Origin of the sequence: Enterobacter sp. YSU (assembly GCF_016082135.1) — a bacterium.
In the GTDB taxonomy this organism is placed as follows: domain Bacteria; phylum Pseudomonadota; class Gammaproteobacteria; order Enterobacterales; family Enterobacteriaceae; genus Enterobacter; species Enterobacter hormaechei_C.
On the sequence record NZ_CP059487.1, the window covers coordinates 3,623,594 to 3,641,005 of the forward strand.

The window sequence follows — 17,412 nt, forward strand, 5'->3', positions numbered from 1 at the left end:
GAACTCTCAGCCCTGACGGGAGCGGGTGAAGGACTTAGTGGTGTTGCACGTTAGCAATGTCGAGAAGATGGCGGTCCGTCTGCTCCAGACAAATCCCCGCGCGTTTCGCGTTGCGGATTTCATCTGCGAGCGTCTTCAGCAGCATGCCATCCTGCTGCTGCTCTCTGTCCATATCACGCAAAAACTTGAGGGTAATGATGTCCCGTTGCGCTTTGGCTTCATCAGCCAGTTTGCTCAGCTTCGCACAGCGTTGCTCATACTCTTCGAGCGTTTTCTGAAACAGTTCTTCCAGAGAAGTGTAATTATCTTCAATCGTTTCAAGCTCTTTGACGGTAGGGTTTGCCCCGACAGCTTTCAAAAAGTTAAAGACGCGCATCATGTGCGTGACGTTACTTTGCGCCTGAGTACGAAAGAAGGTGGCAGTGCCGTTGAGGCTTTTTCTGGAACACCACGCGCTCAAATGCAGATGCAGATTTGAAGCATAAAACTCCAGGTTCATCTGGGCATTCAGTTTTTGCATCATCGTTTGGGTAGTCATTCTCATATCCTTATTGACTGTGGGACTTGATGTCCGCTACTTAACCTGACCCGGCAGGTATTGACGATTGAATGGCAGAAATAGATTTCTGCAAGGTAAAAAACTCGAAAATTCACTTCCTGTGTTCGATTTAAATAAGCATACGCTTCTCTTTGACTTAAGAAAACTCTTAATAAGGCTGTGTTTACCATACATTACAAATTTAAATATAGCCCAGAATAGAAAGAGGGTTAAGAGATTGTATTTAATATAACTTGTTGATTTTAATAGGTGTGAAATTGATATCGCTCATTTTTATCGTTTCAGGAAACGTTCTTTGGCGGGAAATTCTGTAAAAGTGTTAAATCAGAAATAATATCTGCAAATATATCCTGTCGTATCAAATTTGAGCTAAATCAATTTTCACTCAATATACGGTTCTGTGATCGCGTCGCAAGATTGTGATCTGATAAAGAGTGAAAGTGAAACACTGTTTTACATCTTTTCATTCGTTGAGGTTTATGATGGCTAACGTTGCGGTGCTGCTGGCACCCGGTTTTGAAGAAGCAGAAGCGATTATCACGATTGATATTCTGCGGCGTTTACAGATTGAGGTGGAGACGCTGGCCTGTGCGGAGTCCCGTGCGGTAGTGAGTTACCATAATATCCCCATGGTGGCTGACAGTACGTTAACGGAGCGCATTAATACGCTGTATGACGCAGTCGTGTTGCCCGGTGGGCCGCAGGGGAGCGTCAATCTTGCGGCTAGCAAGCAGGTGCTCCGCTTTGTTTCCGCGCATGACGAGCACGGCAAACTCATCTGCCCAATCTGCTCTGCGGCCGCGCGGGTGCTGGGCGGTAACGGGCTACTGAAGGGGCGTCGCTACGTCTGTTCCGGCGATCTCTGGCAGAGCGTTGATGAGGGAGTATATGTGGATGCGCCGGTCGTTGAGGATAATAACCTCATCAGCGGCAAGGGGCTGGGGCACGCTTTTGACTTTGCGCTGACGCTCTCTGCTCGTCTGTTGGGTGACGACGCCCCCGTGCGCGATCATGCTGAACACATCTATTACCGCTGGTAATTTTTCTGCCGGGCGCTAAGGCGTCCGGGTTACAGGGATTTCTTAGCTGACCTTATGGATAATCCTGCTTAACTCCCTTCCATTTGTAGGACAATTAGGTCCTTTTTTATGTCATTTTTCGCTGAATTTATGTACGCAATTACTGTAATTCTGCGGTGTGATGTCGCTCTCTTATGGATGATTAATTTCCCGCTAAAACTATCTCCAGCAATAACGCTTATGACGAGGTAAGCGCTAATGCCTTGTTTTAAGTCCGATTAAATAAGTTGTTCGCCATTATTCCCTACAGATAAGAATGCTAAAGCTGGAGTTTACCATGCACAAATTTACTAAAGCGCTGGCGGCCATCGGCCTGGCCGCCGTTATGTCACAATCCGCTATCGCTGAAAATTTAAAGCTCGGTTTTCTGGTTAAACAGCCGGAAGAGCCGTGGTTCCAGACCGAATGGAAATTTGCTGATAAAGCCGGAAAAGATTTGGGATTTGAGGTAATTAAAATCGCCGTACCTGACGGTGAGAAAACGCTGAACGCCATTGATAGCCTGGCGGCCAGCGGCGCGAAAGGTTTCGTTATCTGTACGCCGGATCCAAAACTGGGGTCAGCGATTGCCGCGAAAGCGCGCGGTTACGACATGAAAGTGATTGCGGTGGACGATCAGTTCGTGAACGCCAAAGGTAAACCGATGGATACCGTTCCGCTGGTAATGATGGCGGCCACTAAAATCGGTGAGCGTCAGGGCCAGGAGCTCTACAAAGAGATGCAAAAACGCGGCTGGGATGTCAAAGAGACCGCCGTGATGGCCATTACCGCTGACGAGCTGGACACCGCCCGTCGTCGTACCACCGGGTCCATGGACGCCCTGAAAGCGGCTGGCTTCCCGGAAAAACAGATCTACAAAGTTCCGACCAAATCCAACGATATTCCGGGCGCCTTTGATGCGGCGAACTCCATGCTCGTCCAGCATCCGGAAGTGAAGCACTGGCTGGTGGTGGGGATGAACGACAACACCGTACTGGGCGGCGTGCGTGCAACGGAAGGCCAGGGCTTTAAAGCACCGGACGTGATCGGGATCGGCATCAACGGCGTTGACGCCGTGAGCGAACTGTCTAAAGCGCAGGCGACCGGTTTCTACGGCTCTCTGCTGCCAAGCCCGGATGTCCACGGCTATAAATCCAGCGAAATGCTCTACAACTGGGTGACCAAAGGGGTTGAGCCGCCGAAATTCACCGAAGTGACCGATGTGGTGCTGATCACCCGCGATAACTTCAAAGAGGAGCTGGCGAAAAAAGGACTGGGCGGTAAGTAATACGCTGTGATTGCGCCCCTCACTCACCGTGAGGGGCCAGACGTACACACTACAGGAATCACGGAGTCGTTATGCAACAGTCTGATCCGTATCTCTCTTTCCGCGGCATCGGTAAAACGTTCCCCGGTGTAAACGCGCTGACCGATATCAGCTTCGACTGCTATGCCGGACAGGTTCACGCCCTGATGGGGGAGAATGGCGCGGGAAAATCCACGCTGCTAAAAATTCTCAGCGGCAACTACACGCCCACCACCGGCACGCTGGCTATTCGCGGCGACGAGGTGGCCTTTGCCGACACCACGGCAGCGTTAAATGCGGGCGTCGCCATCATCTATCAGGAGCTGCATCTCATTCCTGAAATGACCGTGGCGGAGAACATCTATCTGGGCCAGCTTCCGCATAAAAGCGGCGTGGTCAACCGCTCGCTGCTCAACTATGAAGCGGGCTTGCAGCTCAAGCACCTTGGGCTGGATGTCGATCCGCAAACGCCCCTTAAGTATCTCTCCATCGGCCAGTGGCAGATGGTGGAAATTGCCAAAGCGCTGGCACGTAACGCCAAAATTATCGCTTTTGACGAGCCAACCAGCTCGCTCTCGGCGCGTGAAATAGAAAATCTCTTTCGCGTGATCCGCGAGCTGCGCAAAGAGGGCCGCATCATTCTGTACGTTTCTCACCGAATGGAAGAGATTTTTGCCTTAAGCGATGCCATCACCGTGTTTAAAGATGGCCGCTACGTGCGCACCTTCACCGATATGCAGCAGGTCAATCATGACCAACTGGTGCAGGCGATGGTCGGACGCGATCTGGGGGATATTTACCACTGGAAACCGCGCGAGTATGGCCCGGAGCGTCTGCGTCTGGATAACGTCAAAGCCCCGGGCGTGCGCACGCCCATTTCACTCTCGGTGCGCAGCGGCGAAATCGTCGGGCTGTTTGGCCTTGTGGGGGCAGGGCGCAGCGAGCTGATGAAAGGGCTGTTTGGCGGCACCCGAATAACCCAGGGCCAGGTTTTCGTCGACGGGAAAAAGGTCGATATTCAGAAGCCTGCGCAGGCGATTAACGCGGGGATTATGCTCTGCCCGGAGGATCGAAAGGCCGAGGGCATTATTCCGGTGCACTCGGTGCGCGACAACATCAACATCTCTGCCCGGCGCAAGTTCATCCGCGCGGGATGTCTGATTAACGACGGCTGGGAGGCGAGCAACGCGGATCACCATATCCGTTCGCTGAACATCAAAACCCCCGGCGCTGAACAGCTGATCATGAACCTGTCCGGCGGCAACCAGCAAAAAGCCATTCTGGGGCGCTGGCTGTCGGAAGATATGAAGGTCATTTTGCTGGATGAGCCAACGCGCGGTATCGACGTGGGGGCGAAACACGAAATCTATAACGTCATCTATGAACTGGCAAAACGCGGTGTGGCGGTCCTGTTCGCCTCCAGCGATCTGCCTGAGGTGCTGGGCGTCGCCGACCGCATTGTTGTGATGCGTGAAGGTGAAATTGCCGGTGAATTGCTGCATGAACAGGCGAATGAACAACAGGCGTTGAGTCTCGCCATGCCTAAAGTTAGCCAGGCTGTCGCCTGAGTAAGGAGTCAATGATGTCCTCTGTTACTACATCCGGAGCGCCGAAGTCGGCTTTCAGTTTTGGCCGCATCTGGGACCAGTACGGCATGCTGGTGGTCTTTGCTGCCCTGTTCGTCGCCTGCGCGATTTTTGTGCCGAATTTCGCCACGTTCATCAATATGAAGGGGCTGGGGCTGGCTATCTCCATGTCCGGCATGGTGGCCTGCGGAATGCTGTTCTGCCTGGCCTCCGGCGATTTTGACCTGTCGGTTGCCTCGGTGATTGCCTGTGCTGGCGTCACCACTGCCGTGGTGATCAACATGACCGAAAGCCTGTGGATCGGCGTGCTGGCCGGGCTGCTGCTCGGCGTGCTGAGCGGCCTGGTGAACGGGTTTGTCATTGCGCGCCTGAAGATTAACGCCCTGATTACGACGCTGGCAACCATGCAAATCGTGCGCGGTCTGGCCTATATCATCTCCGACGGGAAAGCCGTGGGGATTGAAGATGAGCGTTTCTTCACGCTGGGCTATGCCAACTGGCTGGGGCTGCCTGCGCCAATCTGGCTGACGGTAGGCTGTTTGATCCTGTTCGGTTTCCTGCTTAACCGCACCACCTTTGGCCGTAACACGCTGGCGATTGGCGGCAATGAAGAGGCGGCGCGTCTGGCGGGTGTCCCGGTCGTACGGACCAAGATCATTATCTTCGTGCTTTCCGGGCTGGTATCGGCGGCGGCGGGGATTATTCTGGCGTCGCGTATGACCAGCGGCCAGCCAATGACCTCCATTGGATATGAGCTGATCGTCATCTCAGCCTGCGTTTTAGGGGGCGTTTCCCTCAAGGGCGGCATCGGAAAAATCTCATATGTGGTGGCGGGGATCCTCATTCTGGGGACCGTGGAGAACGCCATGAACCTGCTTAATATTTCTCCGTTCTCTCAGTACGTCGTACGCGGCCTGATCCTGCTGGCAGCGGTGATCTTCGACCGCTACAAGCAAAAAGCGAAGCGTACCGTCTGATTTATTTTTAGCCATCAATATGCTCAACTATTAACCATAGTTGACCCCCTGACCGGCCCGCCAGTTTTGCTGACGGGCCGGTTGCCAAATGGCGAGCACCGTCACACTGTCTATACTTACATGGCTGTTTTGTTCACTGTAAGGAGGATTAGGGTGGCTGACTTGTTAACCGCACCGCCTGTACTGCCCGGAAAATTTGCTTTCTTTTTTGACCTCGACGGGACGCTCGCCGGGATTGAACCGCATCCGGATGACGTCGTTGTACCGGACACGGTGTTAGAGAATTTGCAGCAGCTCTCCCGACAGAACGAGGGGGCACTGGCATTGATTTCAGGGCGCTCAATGGCCGAGCTGGACGTGCTCGCCAGTCCTTATCACTTTCCGCTGGCCGGAGTGCACGGAGCGGAGCGCCGCGATATCCATGATCAACTGCATATAGTTTCACTCCCCGACACGCTGATTCAGGCGCTGCATGCGCAACTCTCTTCGGCTCTGGAAATGCTTCCCGGTACGGAACTGGAAGCCAAAGGCATGGCCTTTGCGCTGCACTACCGTCAGGCGCCCCATCATGAGGCGGCGATATTTGCGGTGGCAAGAAGCGTGGCGGAAGCCCATCCGGAGCTGGCGTTACAGCCGGGTAAATGTGTGGTCGAGATTAAACCGGCAGGAATTAATAAAGGCGCTGCCATTGCAGCGTTTATGGCGGAAGCGCCGTTCAAAGGGCGTACGCCAGTCTTTTTTGGGGATGACCTGACCGACGAGGCCGGGTTCAGGGTGGTAAACCAGGCCCAGGGCATGTCTGTCAAGGTGGGATCTGGTGAAACCATTGCCGGATGGCGGCTGGAAAATGTCGCCAGCGTCTGGCAGTGGATATCTGACGTCGCTAACCAGCAACAACAACAAATAGCGCAAAACAACGGGAGAAATCATTATGGGTCGCTTAGTCGTCGTCTCTAATCGCATCGCACCGCCGGATGATAAAAAAGCCAGTGCCGGTGGCCTGGCGGTCGGGGTATTAGGTGCCCTCAAAGCCGCGGGTGGTCTCTGGTTTGGCTGGAGCGGGGAAATCAGTAATGATGAGAAACCGCTAAAAAAGGTGTCACGGGGCAATATCACGTGGGCCTCCTTCGCCCTTAGCGAGAAGGACTACGATGAATATTATTCCGAGTTCTCAAACGCCGTGCTGTGGCCAGCGTTTCACTATCGTCTGGATCTGGTGAAATTCCAGCGTGAATCCTATGAAGGCTACATGCGCGTTAACGCGCTGCTGGCAGATAAACTGCTGCCGCTAATCGAAGAAGACGATATTTTATGGATCCACGATTACCATCTGCTGCCCTTCGCCAGGGAGCTGCGTAAACGGGGTGTGAAGAACCGGATCGGCTTCTTCCTGCATATTCCGTTCCCGACCCCGGAGATCTTTACGGCGCTGCCGCAGCATGATGAAATTCTTGAAGCATTGTCTGATTACGACCTGCTCGGTTTCCAGACGGAAAATGACAGGCTGGCGTTCCTCGACAGCGTGTCGGGTAAAACCCGGCTGGTCACTCACGGCGGCAAATCTCACACCGCGTGGGGACGAAATTTCCATACCGAAGTCTACCCGATTGGTATTGAGCCAGACGAAATCGCCGAGCAGGCCTCTGGTCCGCTGCCGCCGAAGCTTGCCCAGCTCAAGGACGAACTCAAGCACGTTAAGAATATCTTTTCGGTTGAACGACTGGATTATTCCAAAGGGTTGCCGGAGCGATTCCTCGCTTATGAAACCCTGCTGGATAAATTCCCGCAGCATCACGGCAAGATCCGCTATACCCAGATAGCGCCGACCTCGCGCGGTGAGGTTCAGGCTTACCAGGATATTCGTCACCAGCTGGAGACCGAAGCAGGGCGCATCAACGGGCGCTATGGTCAGCTCGGCTGGACTCCACTTTTCTATCTGAATCAGCACTTTGAGCGCAAAATCCTGATGAAAGTGTTCCGCTATGCGGACGTCGGGCTGGTCACCCCGCTGCGCGACGGGATGAATCTGGTGGCAAAAGAGTATGTAGCAGCACAAGATCCTGCTGACCCGGGCGTGCTGGTGCTGTCCCAATTTGCCGGTGCGGCAAACGAGTTAACCTCGGCGCTGATTGTGAACCCTTACGATCGCGATGACGTGGCAAATGCCCTGAACCGCGCGTTAACCATGCCGCTTGCGGAACGTATTTCACGTCATTCAGAAATGATGGAGACCATCGTTAAGAATGATATCAACCGCTGGCAGGCGCGTTTTATTGACGATTTGCGCGCGATCCAGCCGCAAACTCAGGAAGGTGATCTGCAAAAAAAGATCGCGACCTTCCCTAAACTCGCCTGATTTTCTCCGGGGGCATTAATTGCCCCCGAGAGGCACCAGCAGGACATCCACCTGGCTTGACGAAACGATGGATTTTGCCGAGCATGCCGCCCGGGAAAAAAAGCTCTGGTTATGATTTCCGCAAATGACCAGGTCAACATTCTGTTTCTGACAAATGTCGAGAATATGTCCACTTAACTCGCCGGTGGCAATCACCGTCTGGTGGACAGGATATTTTGCCCGCTCAACCAGCTCGCGCAGAAATTGCTGCGTTTCCTCCTGAAGAACCTCACGAATATCTTCCAGCATTGGCGCTGCCAGTTGATTATACATTTCGGGTTCAGCAGCCAGGGTAATCAGACTTATGCGGGCATTATTCGGGCGGGCAATGGAAACGGCACGGGCGACGAGTTGATGACTTTCGGGGGAAACCGCAACAGAAACAAGAAGATGGGAGTAACTCATCACACACTCCTTTTATGTCAGAATGACACGTTTCTCAAGCTTTACCGCGAATCTACCGCTTCTGCAAGAGGCACATGCGACAATAGTGTGAAGCTTATCATAATTATTCATTAATTATTCTTATAAGAAGAATAACGAAATGGGGACGCTAAATGAAAGTAATTAACAACTTAACGTAAATCACACATTTAGCCTTCCGTGCTGTTAAATCGCGTTAACCGATCGTCAACGCAAACGTGATGGTTACCCATGGAAACTTGTTTCTCGAAAAGAAAACTTAAGCTGCTGTTTTTACTTAATTAACTCCGCCTCTTCTCTGGCGTTCGCGCCCGTTGTGACGCGAAAGGGCAGTGCTTCTTCGACGTAGCAATTTTCATACCCGATCCCCTCATCCCTCTGCATGAGTATTCGTTCCATAAGAATATAAACAAGCTTCACTTGCTCAATAAATAGTCAAATTACAAGTCACGCTGATGGATTTATGGGTTACATTCGCGTAAATTATGTGACGTAGATCACATTTTTTTTAAATTCCAGGGGGGGCTGCATTGTATGTGTCAAAACTGACGAGTAGAGTTTGCGTCGAATTAGGAAAAATCTTAGTTATTTGTAAGAAAAGATAAAATGTGTAACCGACATTTTGGCCATGTTAACCGGTCACGCGCTTTACGACGTACAAACCTAAATTCAACTATGCATTTGGCCTTTTCTTTTTATACCGGGTGATTTCCCGGCGACATCACGGGGTGCGGTCTTTCCGCATAAAAATAATAGTTGGTTATTCGGGATGGGAAAAATGCATACATCCGAGTTGCTAAAACATATTTATGACATCAATTTGTCGTATTTATTGCTCGCGCAGCGTTTGATTAGTCAGGACAAACCGTCAGCGATGTTTCGTCTGGGTGTTAACGAAGAGATGGCAACCATGCTGGGTGGATTAACCCTCCCGCAAATGGTCAAGCTGGCTGAAACCAATCAACTTGTCTGCCAGTTCCGTTTTGATAACCCGCAGACCATTACGCGTCTGACTCAGGAATCCCGCGTGGACGATCTGCAACAGATCCACACTGGTATTCTTCTCTCCACCCGCCTGCTCAACGAAATCAGCCAGCCTGATGACGTAGCCCGGAAGAAAAGGGCTTAACAATGAGCGAAAAAAGCATTGTTCAGGAAGCCCGTGATATCCAGCTGGCGATGGAACTCATCACGCTCGGTGCGCGTTTACAAATGCTGGAAAGCGAGACGCAGCTGAGCCGTGGTCGTCTGATCAAGCTGTACAAAGAATTGCGTGGTAGCCCGCCGCCAAAAGGCATGCTGCCGTTTTCGACTGACTGGTTCATGACCTGGGAGCAGAACATCCATGCTTCCATGTTCTGTAACGCCTGGCAGTACCTGCTTAAAACGGGCTTATGCAGCGGCGTTGATGCCGTGATCAAAGCCTACAAACTTTACCTTGAGCAATGCCCGCAGCAGGAAGAGGGACCCCTGCTGGCGCTGACCCGCGCCTGGACGCTGGTGCGTTTTGTTGAAAGCGGAATGCTTGAATTGTCCCGCTGCAACTGCTGTGACGGCAATTTCATTACCCACGCGCACCAGCCTGCGGGCAGCTTTGCCTGTAGTTTGTGCCAGCCTCCATCCCGAGCCGTAAAAAGACGTAAACTTTCCCGGGATGCTGCCGATATTATTCCACAACTGCTGGATGAACAGATCGAACACGCTGTTTAACCCGAACCTGTGGGCAAGATTCCAGCAGCGGTAAGCGATTACCGCTGCTTTTTTTTACCCTGCGTTCAGGTCATGCGCTCGAAATGAACGTCCTGCCATAGTCACTAGCGGAAGGATGATGTCGTGCTTATCTTATTAGGTTACCTGGTAGTTCTCGGTACAGTTTTCGGCGGTTACATGATGACCGGCGGGCACCTTGGAGCACTCTATCAACCGGCTGAACTTGTCATCATCGGCGGTGCAGGGGTAGGGGCTTTTATCGTTGGTAACAACGGCAAATCGATCAAGGGCACGCTGAAGGCGATTCCGCTGCTGTTTCGTCGCTCGAAATACACCAAAAGCATGTATATGGATCTGCTGGCGCTGCTCTATCGCCTGATGGCGAAGTCACGTCAGCAGGGGATGTTCTCGCTGGAGCGGGACATCGAAAACCCGAAAGAGAGCGAAATTTTCGCCAGCTACCCGCGTATTCTGGCCGACGCGATGATGCTCGATTTTATCGTCGATTACCTGCGACTGATCATCAGCGGCAACATGAACACCTTCGAAATTGAAGCCCTGATGGACGAAGAGATCGAAACCCACGAGAGCGAGTCCGAAGTACCGGCCAACAGCCTGGCGCTGGTGGGCGACTCGCTTCCGGCGTTCGGCATCGTGGCGGCGGTCATGGGCGTCGTTCATGCCCTGGCCTCGGCGGATCGCCCGGCGGCTGAACTGGGGGCGCTGATTGCCCACGCGATGGTGGGGACGTTCCTCGGTATTTTACTGGCCTACGGCTTTATCTCCCCGCTGGCGAGCGTGCTGCGCCAGAAGAGCGCCGAAACCACCAAAATGATGCAGTGCGTGAAAATTACGCTGCTCTCAAACCTCAACGGCTATGCGCCACCGATTGCCGTCGAATTTGGTCGTAAGACGCTTTACTCCAGCGAACGTCCGTCGTTTATCGAACTGGAAGAGCACGTGCGCGCGGTGAAAAACCCTAACCAACAGACGACAACTGAGGACGCATGAAAAACCAGTCCCATCCGATCGTCATCGTAAAAAAGCGCAAGCATAAGGGGCACGGGCACGGTTCTCACGGCTCCTGGAAGATCGCGTACGCCGACTTTATGACCGCCATGATGGCCTTCTTTCTGGTGATGTGGCTAATCTCCATCTCCAGCCCGAAAGAGCTTATTCAGATTGCGGAATATTTCAGAACGCCGCTGGCGACGGCGGTTACCGGCGGGCCGCGCATTTCTAACAGCGACAGCCCGATCCCCGGCGGCGGTGACGATTACACCCAGCAGCAGGGCGAAGTGAAAAAACAGCCTAACATCGACGAGCTGAAAAAACGGATGGAGCAGGCGCGCCTGAAAAAACTGCGCGGTGACCTGGATCAGCTGATTGAAGCAGACCCTAAGCTGCGCGCGCTGCGTCCGCATCTGAAAATTGACCTGGTGCAGGAAGGGCTGCGTATTCAGATCATCGACAGCCAGAACCGGCCGATGTTCAAAACCGGCAGCGCCGACGTGGAGCCTTACATGCGCGATATTCTGCGTGCGATTGCACCGGTGCTGAACGGTATTCCAAACCGCATTAGCCTGTCCGGACACACGGATGATTTCCCGTACGCCACGGGAGAGAAAGGATACAGCAACTGGGAGCTTTCTGCCGATCGCGCCAACGCCTCGCGTCGCGAGCTGGTCGCGGGTGGGCTTGATGATGGCAAGATCCTGCGCGTGGTCGGCATGGCTGCAACCATGCGCCTTACCGACCGCGGACCGGATGATGCCATCAACCGTCGTATCAGTCTTTTAGTGCTGAACCAGCAGGCGGAGCAGGCCATCCTGCATGAAAACGCCGAAAGTCAGAATGAGTCACTGGACGATTTAAAACAGCCTGGGGCCGTCCCTTCGGCTGCCGTTCCAACATCGCCACCAGCCAATCCGAGGTGATAGCGTGAGCATGGATATTACCGATTTTTACCAGACATTTTTTGATGAAGCCGACGAATTGTTGGCCGATATGGAGCAACATTTGCTGGATCTGGTGCCCGAGGCACCGGACTCAGAACAGCTCAATGCCATCTTCCGTGCGGCGCATTCCATTAAAGGCGGTGCCGGAACGTTTGGATTTACCATTTTGCAGGAAACCACCCATTTAATGGAAAACCTGCTGGATGAAGCACGACGCGGTGAGATGCAGCTCAATACCGACATTATCAACCTGTTTTTGGAAACGAAAGATATTATGCAGGAACAGCTCGACGCCTATAAAAGTTCGGCAGAGCCTGATGCCGCCAGCTTTGAATACATCTGCAACGCGCTGCGTCAGTTAGCGCTGGAAGCCAAAGGTGAGGCGTCTGCGCCCGCTGTCCCTGCGGCAAAACTGAGCGTTGTTGACGCCGTGGCCGAACCCGATACGGCGCCTGACGCGCCCGCAGGAAAACTGCGCGTAGTGCTGTCACGTCTGAAGGAGAACGAGGTCAACCTGCTGGAAGAGGAGCTGGGGAACCTGGCGACGCTCAGCAACGTGGTGAAGGGCAAAGACAGCCTGGCCGCGACGCTCGACGGCGGGATCGGCCAGGATGACATCGTGGCGGTGCTCTGCTTCGTGATTGAAGCGGATCAGATTGCGTTTGAAACCGAGGCGGCGGCCGTTGAAGCGCCTGCTCCGGCAGAGAATACCCCTGCGGTAGTTGCCGCTGCCCCGGCCCTGAAAGCCGTGCCAAAAGAGACGGCCGCTCCGGCCCGCGGTGAAAAACCGGCGGCGCGTTCCAGCGAGTCCACGAGCATTCGCGTGGCGGTGGAGAAAGTGGATCAGCTGATCAACCTGGTGGGTGAACTGGTCATCACCCAGTCGATGCTGGCCCAGCGCTCCAACGAGCTGGACCCGGTGACCCATGGCGATCTCATCACCAGCATGGGCCAGTTACAACGTAACGCCCGCGATTTGCAGGAATCGGTGATGTCCATCCGCATGATGCCGATGGAATATGTCTTCAGCCGCTTCCCGCGCCTGGTGCGCGACCTGGCCGGCAAGCTCAACAAACAGATCGAACTCACGCTGATGGGCAGCTCCACCGAGCTGGACAAGAGCCTGATTGAACGCATTATCGACCCGTTAACGCACCTGGTGCGTAACAGCCTCGACCACGGCATCGAGCTGCCGGAAAACCGTGTAGCAGCTGGAAAATCGCCCGTGGGCAACCTGATCCTGTCAGCGGAACATCAGGGCGGCAACATCTGCATCGAAGTGACCGATGACGGCGCGGGCCTGAACCGCGAGCGCATTCTGGCGAAGGCGATTTCGCAGGGAATGGCGGTCAACGAAAATATGACCGACGAAGAAGTAGGCATGTTGATTTTTGCCCCGGGCTTCTCAACCGCAGAGCAGGTCACCGACGTTTCCGGCCGCGGCGTGGGCATGGACGTGGTGAAACGTAACATTCAGGAGATGGGCGGTCACGTTGAGATCCAGTCTAAGCAGGGCGCGGGCACCACGATTCGTATCCTGTTGCCGCTGACGCTGGCCATTCTTGACGGCATGTCCGTTAAAGTGGCGGACGAAGTCTTTATTCTGCCGCTGAACGCGGTGATGGAGTCCCTCCAGCCGCGTGAAGAAGATCTGCATCCGCTGGCGGGCGGCGAGCGCGTGCTCGAAGTGCGCGGCGAGTACCTGCCGCTGGTGGAACTGTGGAAAGTGTTTGAAGTGGACGGGGCAAAAACCGAGGCCACGCAGGGTATCGTTGTGATCCTGCAAAGCGCCGGACGCCGCTACGCGCTGCTGGTCGATCAGCTGATTGGTCAGCATCAGGTGGTGGTTAAGAACCTGGAAAGTAACTACCGCAAAGTGCCGGGGATCTCTGCTGCCACCATCCTGGGTGATGGTAGCGTCGCGCTGATCGTCGATGTATCGGCACTTCAGGGATTAAATCGTGAACAACGTGTGGCGAACACAGCCGCCTGATTAAGTAAAAGGTAATAACATGACCGGTATGAGTAACGTAACGAAACTGGCGGGCGAGCCATCTGGACAGGAATTCCTGGTTTTCACTTTAGGGGATGAAGAGTACGGTATCGACATCCTGAAAGTGCAGGAAATTCGCGGTTACGACCAGGTAACGCGCATTGCGAACACGCCAGCGTTTATCAAGGGTGTGACCAACCTGCGCGGTGTGATTGTGCCTATCGTGGACCTGCGCGTGAAGTTTAGCCAGGGCGATGTGGAGTACAACGATAACACGGTGGTGATCGTCCTGAATCTGGGGCAGCGCGTGGTGGGGATCGTGGTGGATGGCGTGTCTGATGTGCTGTCGCTGACCGCCGATCAAATCCGTCCTGCGCCGGAGTTTGCGGTCACGCTGTCGACGGAATACCTGACGGGGCTGGGTGCGCTCGGCGAGCGTATGCTGATTCTGGTGAATATTGAGAAGCTGCTGAACAGCGAAGAGATGGCGCTGCTGGATATCGCGGCGAATCACGTGGCATAAAATAAAGCCGGGTGGCGCTGACGCTTACCCGGCCTACGTGTTCGAGCCATTCGTAGGCCGGGTAAGGCGAAGCCGCCACCCGGCTCTTTTGTAACCTTACGCCTCCTGCTCCACCAGCGCTGATTCCGCTTCCCGCGCCCCTTCATTCTGCGACAGCATCGCCGTCGCAATCCCGTTCCCCAGCACGTTAATGGCCGATCGTCCCATATCCAGGAAATGGTCAATCCCCATCAGCAGCAAGATCCCGGCCACCGGAATGTTAAAGCTCGGAATAGTTGCCGCCAGCACCACCAGCGACGAGCGCGGTACGCCCGCAATCCCTTTCGAGGCCAGCATCAACGTTAACATTAGCACCGTCACCTCGGTGAAACTCAGGTGAATGTTGTATGCCTGGGCGATAAACATCGAGGCGAACGAGCAGTACACCATGGAGCCGACCAGGTTAAACGAGTAGCCGATCGGCAGGACGAAAGAGGCGATATTACGTGAACAGCCGAAGCGCGCTAACTGCTCCAGCGTTTTCGGGTATGCCGCTTCTGAGCTGCTGGTGGTAAACGCGACCAGCACCGGATCTTTCAGCATCGCCACCAGACGGAAAATCTCTTTTTTCAGTACCATGTAACCTACCGCCAGCAATACCAGACAGGTCAGAAGGATCGCCACATAGTAACCGCCAATGAACGAGGCATAGTTCAGCAAAATGCCCAGACCCTGAGTGGCAATCACGGACGAAATCGCGGCAAAAATGGCCAGCGGCGCAACGTACATCACGTAGCCCGTCACTTTCAGCATAATGTGGGAAACCACATCCAGCGCCGCCACCAGCGGGGCGTTGAATTTTTGACCTAATGACGCGCCGCCGATGCCGAAGAACATCGAGAAGACCACAATTTGCAGGATCTCATTGTTCGCCATCGCGCCGGCAATGCTGGTTGGAATAGTGTGTGACAGGAAGGCTTTCAGCGACATCCCGCTAACGGCCAGGCCGGTATCAACCGTCTCTGTCGGAATGCTCAGGTTCAGACCGCTGCCGGGTTGTTCAAGGGTAACAATAAACAGCCCCACCAGAATGGAAAGTACGGATGAGCTGATAAACCACACCATCGCTTTACCCCCGACGCGCCCAATCGTCGACGTTTCACCCAGCTTCATAATGCCCACCGTCAGGGTGCTGAACACCAGCGGGGCAATCACCATCTTAATCAGCCGCAGGAAAATATCGGTCAGCAGGGTGATGTTCTCCGACCAGGCCTGTATCGCGTCGGGCGAAGCATACTCATGGATTGCCGCACCTGAAAGAATGCCCGCCAGCATGAAAATCACGATGAAGAGCGTGAGTTTGTTTGCACTTGCCACAAAAAGATCCTCTATGCGCTAAAAGAGTTTCCTGCGTCAATGCATACAAAATTTTTAGTTAAGCGCAGGAAAATATTCGGGGCATAAATTGAAGTAAAGCTGCGTGAGTTACAACTTGTTTTTAATTTTTATGAAATTCGTTGTTTTTATGATGACGATATATTGTGACGCGGATCACGTTACAGGCGATATATCCTCAAATTAAGCAAATATAATGCCCGTTTTATTTTGCTAACTCTTTGTAATGTTTGTTAATAGCCTGTTAATTGGAGGGCGGGTGTCTCACCTTCGCTGAAAGTGGTTGAAGCGTGAACCATAAACTAAATTCTCAGTAACCGCGCCGGGGAATGTTTAAGCGGGGCTAACATACTGAACAGTATGAATAAAATAGGGTAAGCGGACCATTATTTCTTCTGGAGGGTGGTAAATGAAAAGAACACTTCTTTTTATCTGCGCGGGTACACTGCTGACGGCGGCGACTGTCGGTCAGGCGCTGGCAGTCACCAGTAGCGGTACTATCGGGGCGACGCTGACGTTGACGAACGGTTGTTTGATCAACGGCTCGCCAACGCAAAACGGCATTAACTTCGGGACACTCGATTTCGGGACCCATCCTGCGACATTCTCCACCCTGACAACCCAGTTAACCGGGGCCAGCGGCGGAAACACCTTTACCATTCAATGTACCACTGCCAGTTACACGGTGGCGATCACCGGCAACACCAACGCGACCGCACCCGGAACCGTTGTCGGCACCCCCGGCACACCCGCCCGCTATCTGGTGAACACCGCCAATGCGGCACAGGGCGTGGCATACAGCCTCTATAGCGACAGCGGGTACAACAACGTGATCGCAAACAACGCCGCGTTGCCCGTTGCCTCCACGGCGGGCGGGGTGGACAGCTATACCCTCTACGGACGCATAACGGGCGGTGGCAATAGCGTAACGGTTGTACCGGGAACCTATACCGACACGATTAACGTCAGCGTCACCTACTGATTCAGCCATGAAGGCATTGTGTTTATGTCTGCGCGAAAGCGCAGAGGGCGTCGTGCACCCTTTTTTGGCCCTGATCGTCGGGCTGATGATGAACTGCGACGCCAGAGCGGTGACCTCCCAGTCCTTCAGGGTGAGCGCGACGGTAGTACCAGGGTGCTCGGTGAGTACCGGCACGGGCGGGCGCTTTGGGACGCTGGATTTTGGAACCCGTAACGGCGTGGACAACACGCCGGTCAGCACCAGCTTTGTCGCCGACGGTGCGTTGTCCATCGCCTGCACGCCGGGCGTGGCGCTGAGCATGAGCATTGACGGCGGCCAGAATTACAGCTCGGTGCGACGGATGACGCGTTCAGGTGGGACCGAAGTTGTTGGTTACCGGCTTTACAGCAGCAGCTCTCTGGCGGCGAACAGCGAAATTGGGGTTAACCAGGCCATACCGATTACCTATACCAACAGCAATAACATCGCGCTGCCTCTTTTTGGCGTCGCGCTCCTGACGGGGTTTAGCCTGCCGGGAACATATTCAGATCAACTCACCGTGACCTTATCATGGTAGGAAAGGGAGAAC

Annotated in this window: 17 protein-coding genes; 14 read left to right on the top strand and 3 right to left on the bottom strand. The window is 53.9% G+C overall.

Annotation, left to right across the window (positions count from 1 at the left end; translation table 11 throughout):
• Nucleotides 1-34: 34 nt before the first annotated feature.
• The gene (locus H2Z33_RS17465) at nucleotides 35-538 is read right to left on the bottom strand and encodes a non-heme ferritin-like protein (protein ID WP_063134715.1); all 504 of its coding nucleotides are present in this window, start codon (nucleotides 536-538) and stop codon (nucleotides 35-37) included.
• Nucleotides 539-1,041: 503 nt separating this feature from the next.
• On the opposite strand from H2Z33_RS17465, the gene H2Z33_RS17470 reads away from it, so the two are divergent.
• The 6 genes from H2Z33_RS17470 to otsA all read left to right on the top strand — a co-directional run bounded on the left by H2Z33_RS17470 (nucleotide 1,042) and on the right by otsA (nucleotide 7,842).
• Nucleotides 1,042-1,599: a DJ-1/PfpI family protein gene (locus H2Z33_RS17470; protein ID WP_047727142.1), complete on the top strand. Its 558-nt coding sequence runs from the start codon at nucleotides 1,042-1,044 to the stop codon at nucleotides 1,597-1,599.
• A 316-nt stretch (nucleotides 1,600-1,915) separates the two neighbouring features.
• Complete coding sequence (gene araF, locus H2Z33_RS17475; RefSeq protein ID WP_017384422.1) at nucleotides 1,916-2,905, top strand: arabinose ABC transporter substrate-binding protein AraF; 990 nt, start codon at nucleotides 1,916-1,918, stop codon at nucleotides 2,903-2,905.
• 71 nt (nucleotides 2,906-2,976) lie between these two features.
• A complete protein-coding gene (gene araG, locus H2Z33_RS17480) occupies nucleotides 2,977-4,491 on the top strand; it encodes an L-arabinose ABC transporter ATP-binding protein AraG (protein ID WP_023303911.1) in 1,515 nt (504 codons plus the stop codon).
• 14 nt (nucleotides 4,492-4,505) lie between these two features.
• The gene (araH, locus tag H2Z33_RS17485) at nucleotides 4,506-5,486 is read left to right on the top strand and encodes an arabinose ABC transporter permease AraH (protein WP_003859689.1); all 981 of its coding nucleotides are present in this window, start codon (nucleotides 4,506-4,508) and stop codon (nucleotides 5,484-5,486) included.
• A 153-nt stretch (nucleotides 5,487-5,639) separates the two neighbouring features.
• Nucleotides 5,640-6,443 (top strand): trehalose-phosphatase, encoded by an 804-nt coding sequence (gene otsB / locus H2Z33_RS17490; RefSeq protein ID WP_033486793.1) that lies wholly within the window; start codon nucleotides 5,640-5,642, stop codon nucleotides 6,441-6,443.
• Complete coding sequence (gene otsA, locus H2Z33_RS17495) at nucleotides 6,418-7,842, top strand: alpha,alpha-trehalose-phosphate synthase (RefSeq protein WP_015570257.1); 1,425 nt, start codon at nucleotides 6,418-6,420, stop codon at nucleotides 7,840-7,842. The genes otsB and otsA overlap by 26 nt, the downstream gene beginning before the upstream one ends.
• A 15-nt stretch (nucleotides 7,843-7,857) precedes the next feature.
• Here the strand turns inward: otsA and uspC are convergent, their stop codons facing one another.
• Nucleotides 7,858-8,286, bottom strand: coding sequence for a universal stress protein UspC (uspC, locus tag H2Z33_RS17500; RefSeq protein ID WP_017384418.1), 429 nt, complete (start codon nucleotides 8,284-8,286; stop codon nucleotides 7,858-7,860).
• A gap of 796 nt (nucleotides 8,287-9,082) precedes the next feature.
• On the opposite strand from uspC, the gene flhD reads away from it, so the two are divergent.
• The 6 genes from flhD (at nucleotide 9,083) to cheW (ending at nucleotide 14,488) form a co-directional block, all read left to right on the top strand.
• Entirely contained in the window at nucleotides 9,083-9,433 is a 351-nt protein-coding gene (flhD, locus tag H2Z33_RS17505) for a flagellar transcriptional regulator FlhD (protein WP_003859693.1), read from the top strand.
• A 2-nt stretch (nucleotides 9,434-9,435) separates the two neighbouring features.
• Nucleotides 9,436-10,014 (top strand): flagellar transcriptional regulator FlhC, encoded by a 579-nt coding sequence (gene flhC / locus H2Z33_RS17510; RefSeq protein WP_003859695.1) that lies wholly within the window; start codon nucleotides 9,436-9,438, stop codon nucleotides 10,012-10,014.
• Nucleotides 10,015-10,137: 123 nt separating this feature from the next.
• Nucleotides 10,138-11,025: a flagellar motor stator protein MotA gene (gene motA, locus H2Z33_RS17515; RefSeq protein WP_003859696.1), complete on the top strand. Its 888-nt coding sequence runs from the start codon at nucleotides 10,138-10,140 to the stop codon at nucleotides 11,023-11,025.
• Nucleotides 11,022-11,951, top strand: coding sequence for a flagellar motor protein MotB (gene motB / locus H2Z33_RS17520; RefSeq protein WP_063134714.1), 930 nt, complete (start codon nucleotides 11,022-11,024; stop codon nucleotides 11,949-11,951). Before motA ends, motB begins: the two co-directional genes overlap by 4 nt.
• 4 nt (nucleotides 11,952-11,955) lie before the next feature.
• Complete coding sequence (gene cheA, locus H2Z33_RS17525; protein WP_017384416.1) at nucleotides 11,956-13,965, top strand: chemotaxis protein CheA; 2,010 nt, start codon at nucleotides 11,956-11,958, stop codon at nucleotides 13,963-13,965.
• A 19-nt stretch (nucleotides 13,966-13,984) separates the two neighbouring features.
• Nucleotides 13,985-14,488, top strand: coding sequence for a chemotaxis protein CheW (gene cheW / locus H2Z33_RS17530; RefSeq protein ID WP_003859699.1), 504 nt, complete (start codon nucleotides 13,985-13,987; stop codon nucleotides 14,486-14,488).
• Between the two features lie 96 nt (nucleotides 14,489-14,584).
• Here the strand turns inward: cheW and H2Z33_RS17535 are convergent, their stop codons facing one another.
• Nucleotides 14,585-15,844, bottom strand: a complete 1,260-nt coding sequence (locus tag H2Z33_RS17535) for a dicarboxylate/amino acid:cation symporter (RefSeq protein WP_017384415.1) — start codon at nucleotides 15,842-15,844, stop codon at nucleotides 14,585-14,587.
• Between the two features lie 427 nt (nucleotides 15,845-16,271).
• Here H2Z33_RS17535 and H2Z33_RS17540 point away from each other — a divergent pair, with 427 nt between their 5' ends.
• On the top strand, nucleotides 16,272-16,844 hold the full coding sequence (locus H2Z33_RS17540) for a spore coat U domain-containing protein (RefSeq protein WP_017693232.1): 573 nt from the start codon (nucleotides 16,272-16,274) through the stop codon (nucleotides 16,842-16,844).
• Between the two features lie 7 nt (nucleotides 16,845-16,851).
• Complete coding sequence (locus tag H2Z33_RS17545; RefSeq protein ID WP_032669620.1) at nucleotides 16,852-17,400, top strand: spore coat U domain-containing protein; 549 nt, start codon at nucleotides 16,852-16,854, stop codon at nucleotides 17,398-17,400.
• Nucleotides 17,401-17,412: the final 12 nt, after the last annotated feature.

Bases quoted from the DNA above. Each gene is read 5' to 3' on its own strand.
- flhC (WP_003859695.1), top strand. From the start codon at position 9,436: ATGAGCGAAAAAAGCATTGTTCAGGAAGCCCGTGATATCCAGCTGGCG.
- uspC (WP_017384418.1), bottom strand. From the start codon at position 8,286: ATGAGTTACTCCCATCTTCTTGTTTCTGTTGCGGTTTCCCCCGAAAGT.
- cheW (WP_003859699.1), top strand. From the start codon at position 13,985: ATGACCGGTATGAGTAACGTAACGAAACTGGCGGGCGAGCCATCTGGA.
- H2Z33_RS17465 (WP_063134715.1), bottom strand. From the start codon at position 538: ATGACTACCCAAACGATGATGCAAAAACTGAATGCCCAGATGAACCTG.
- H2Z33_RS17540 (WP_017693232.1), top strand. From the start codon at position 16,272: ATGAAAAGAACACTTCTTTTTATCTGCGCGGGTACACTGCTGACGGCG.
- motB (WP_063134714.1), top strand. From the start codon at position 11,022: ATGAAAAACCAGTCCCATCCGATCGTCATCGTAAAAAAGCGCAAGCAT.
- otsA (WP_015570257.1), top strand. From the start codon at position 6,418: ATGGGTCGCTTAGTCGTCGTCTCTAATCGCATCGCACCGCCGGATGAT.
- flhD (WP_003859693.1), top strand. From the start codon at position 9,083: ATGCATACATCCGAGTTGCTAAAACATATTTATGACATCAATTTGTCG.
- araH (WP_003859689.1), top strand. From the start codon at position 4,506: ATGTCCTCTGTTACTACATCCGGAGCGCCGAAGTCGGCTTTCAGTTTT.
- araG (WP_023303911.1), top strand. From the start codon at position 2,977: ATGCAACAGTCTGATCCGTATCTCTCTTTCCGCGGCATCGGTAAAACG.
- araF (WP_017384422.1), top strand. From the start codon at position 1,916: ATGCACAAATTTACTAAAGCGCTGGCGGCCATCGGCCTGGCCGCCGTT.
- H2Z33_RS17470 (WP_047727142.1), top strand. From the start codon at position 1,042: ATGGCTAACGTTGCGGTGCTGCTGGCACCCGGTTTTGAAGAAGCAGAA.
- H2Z33_RS17545 (WP_032669620.1), top strand. From the start codon at position 16,852: ATGAAGGCATTGTGTTTATGTCTGCGCGAAAGCGCAGAGGGCGTCGTG.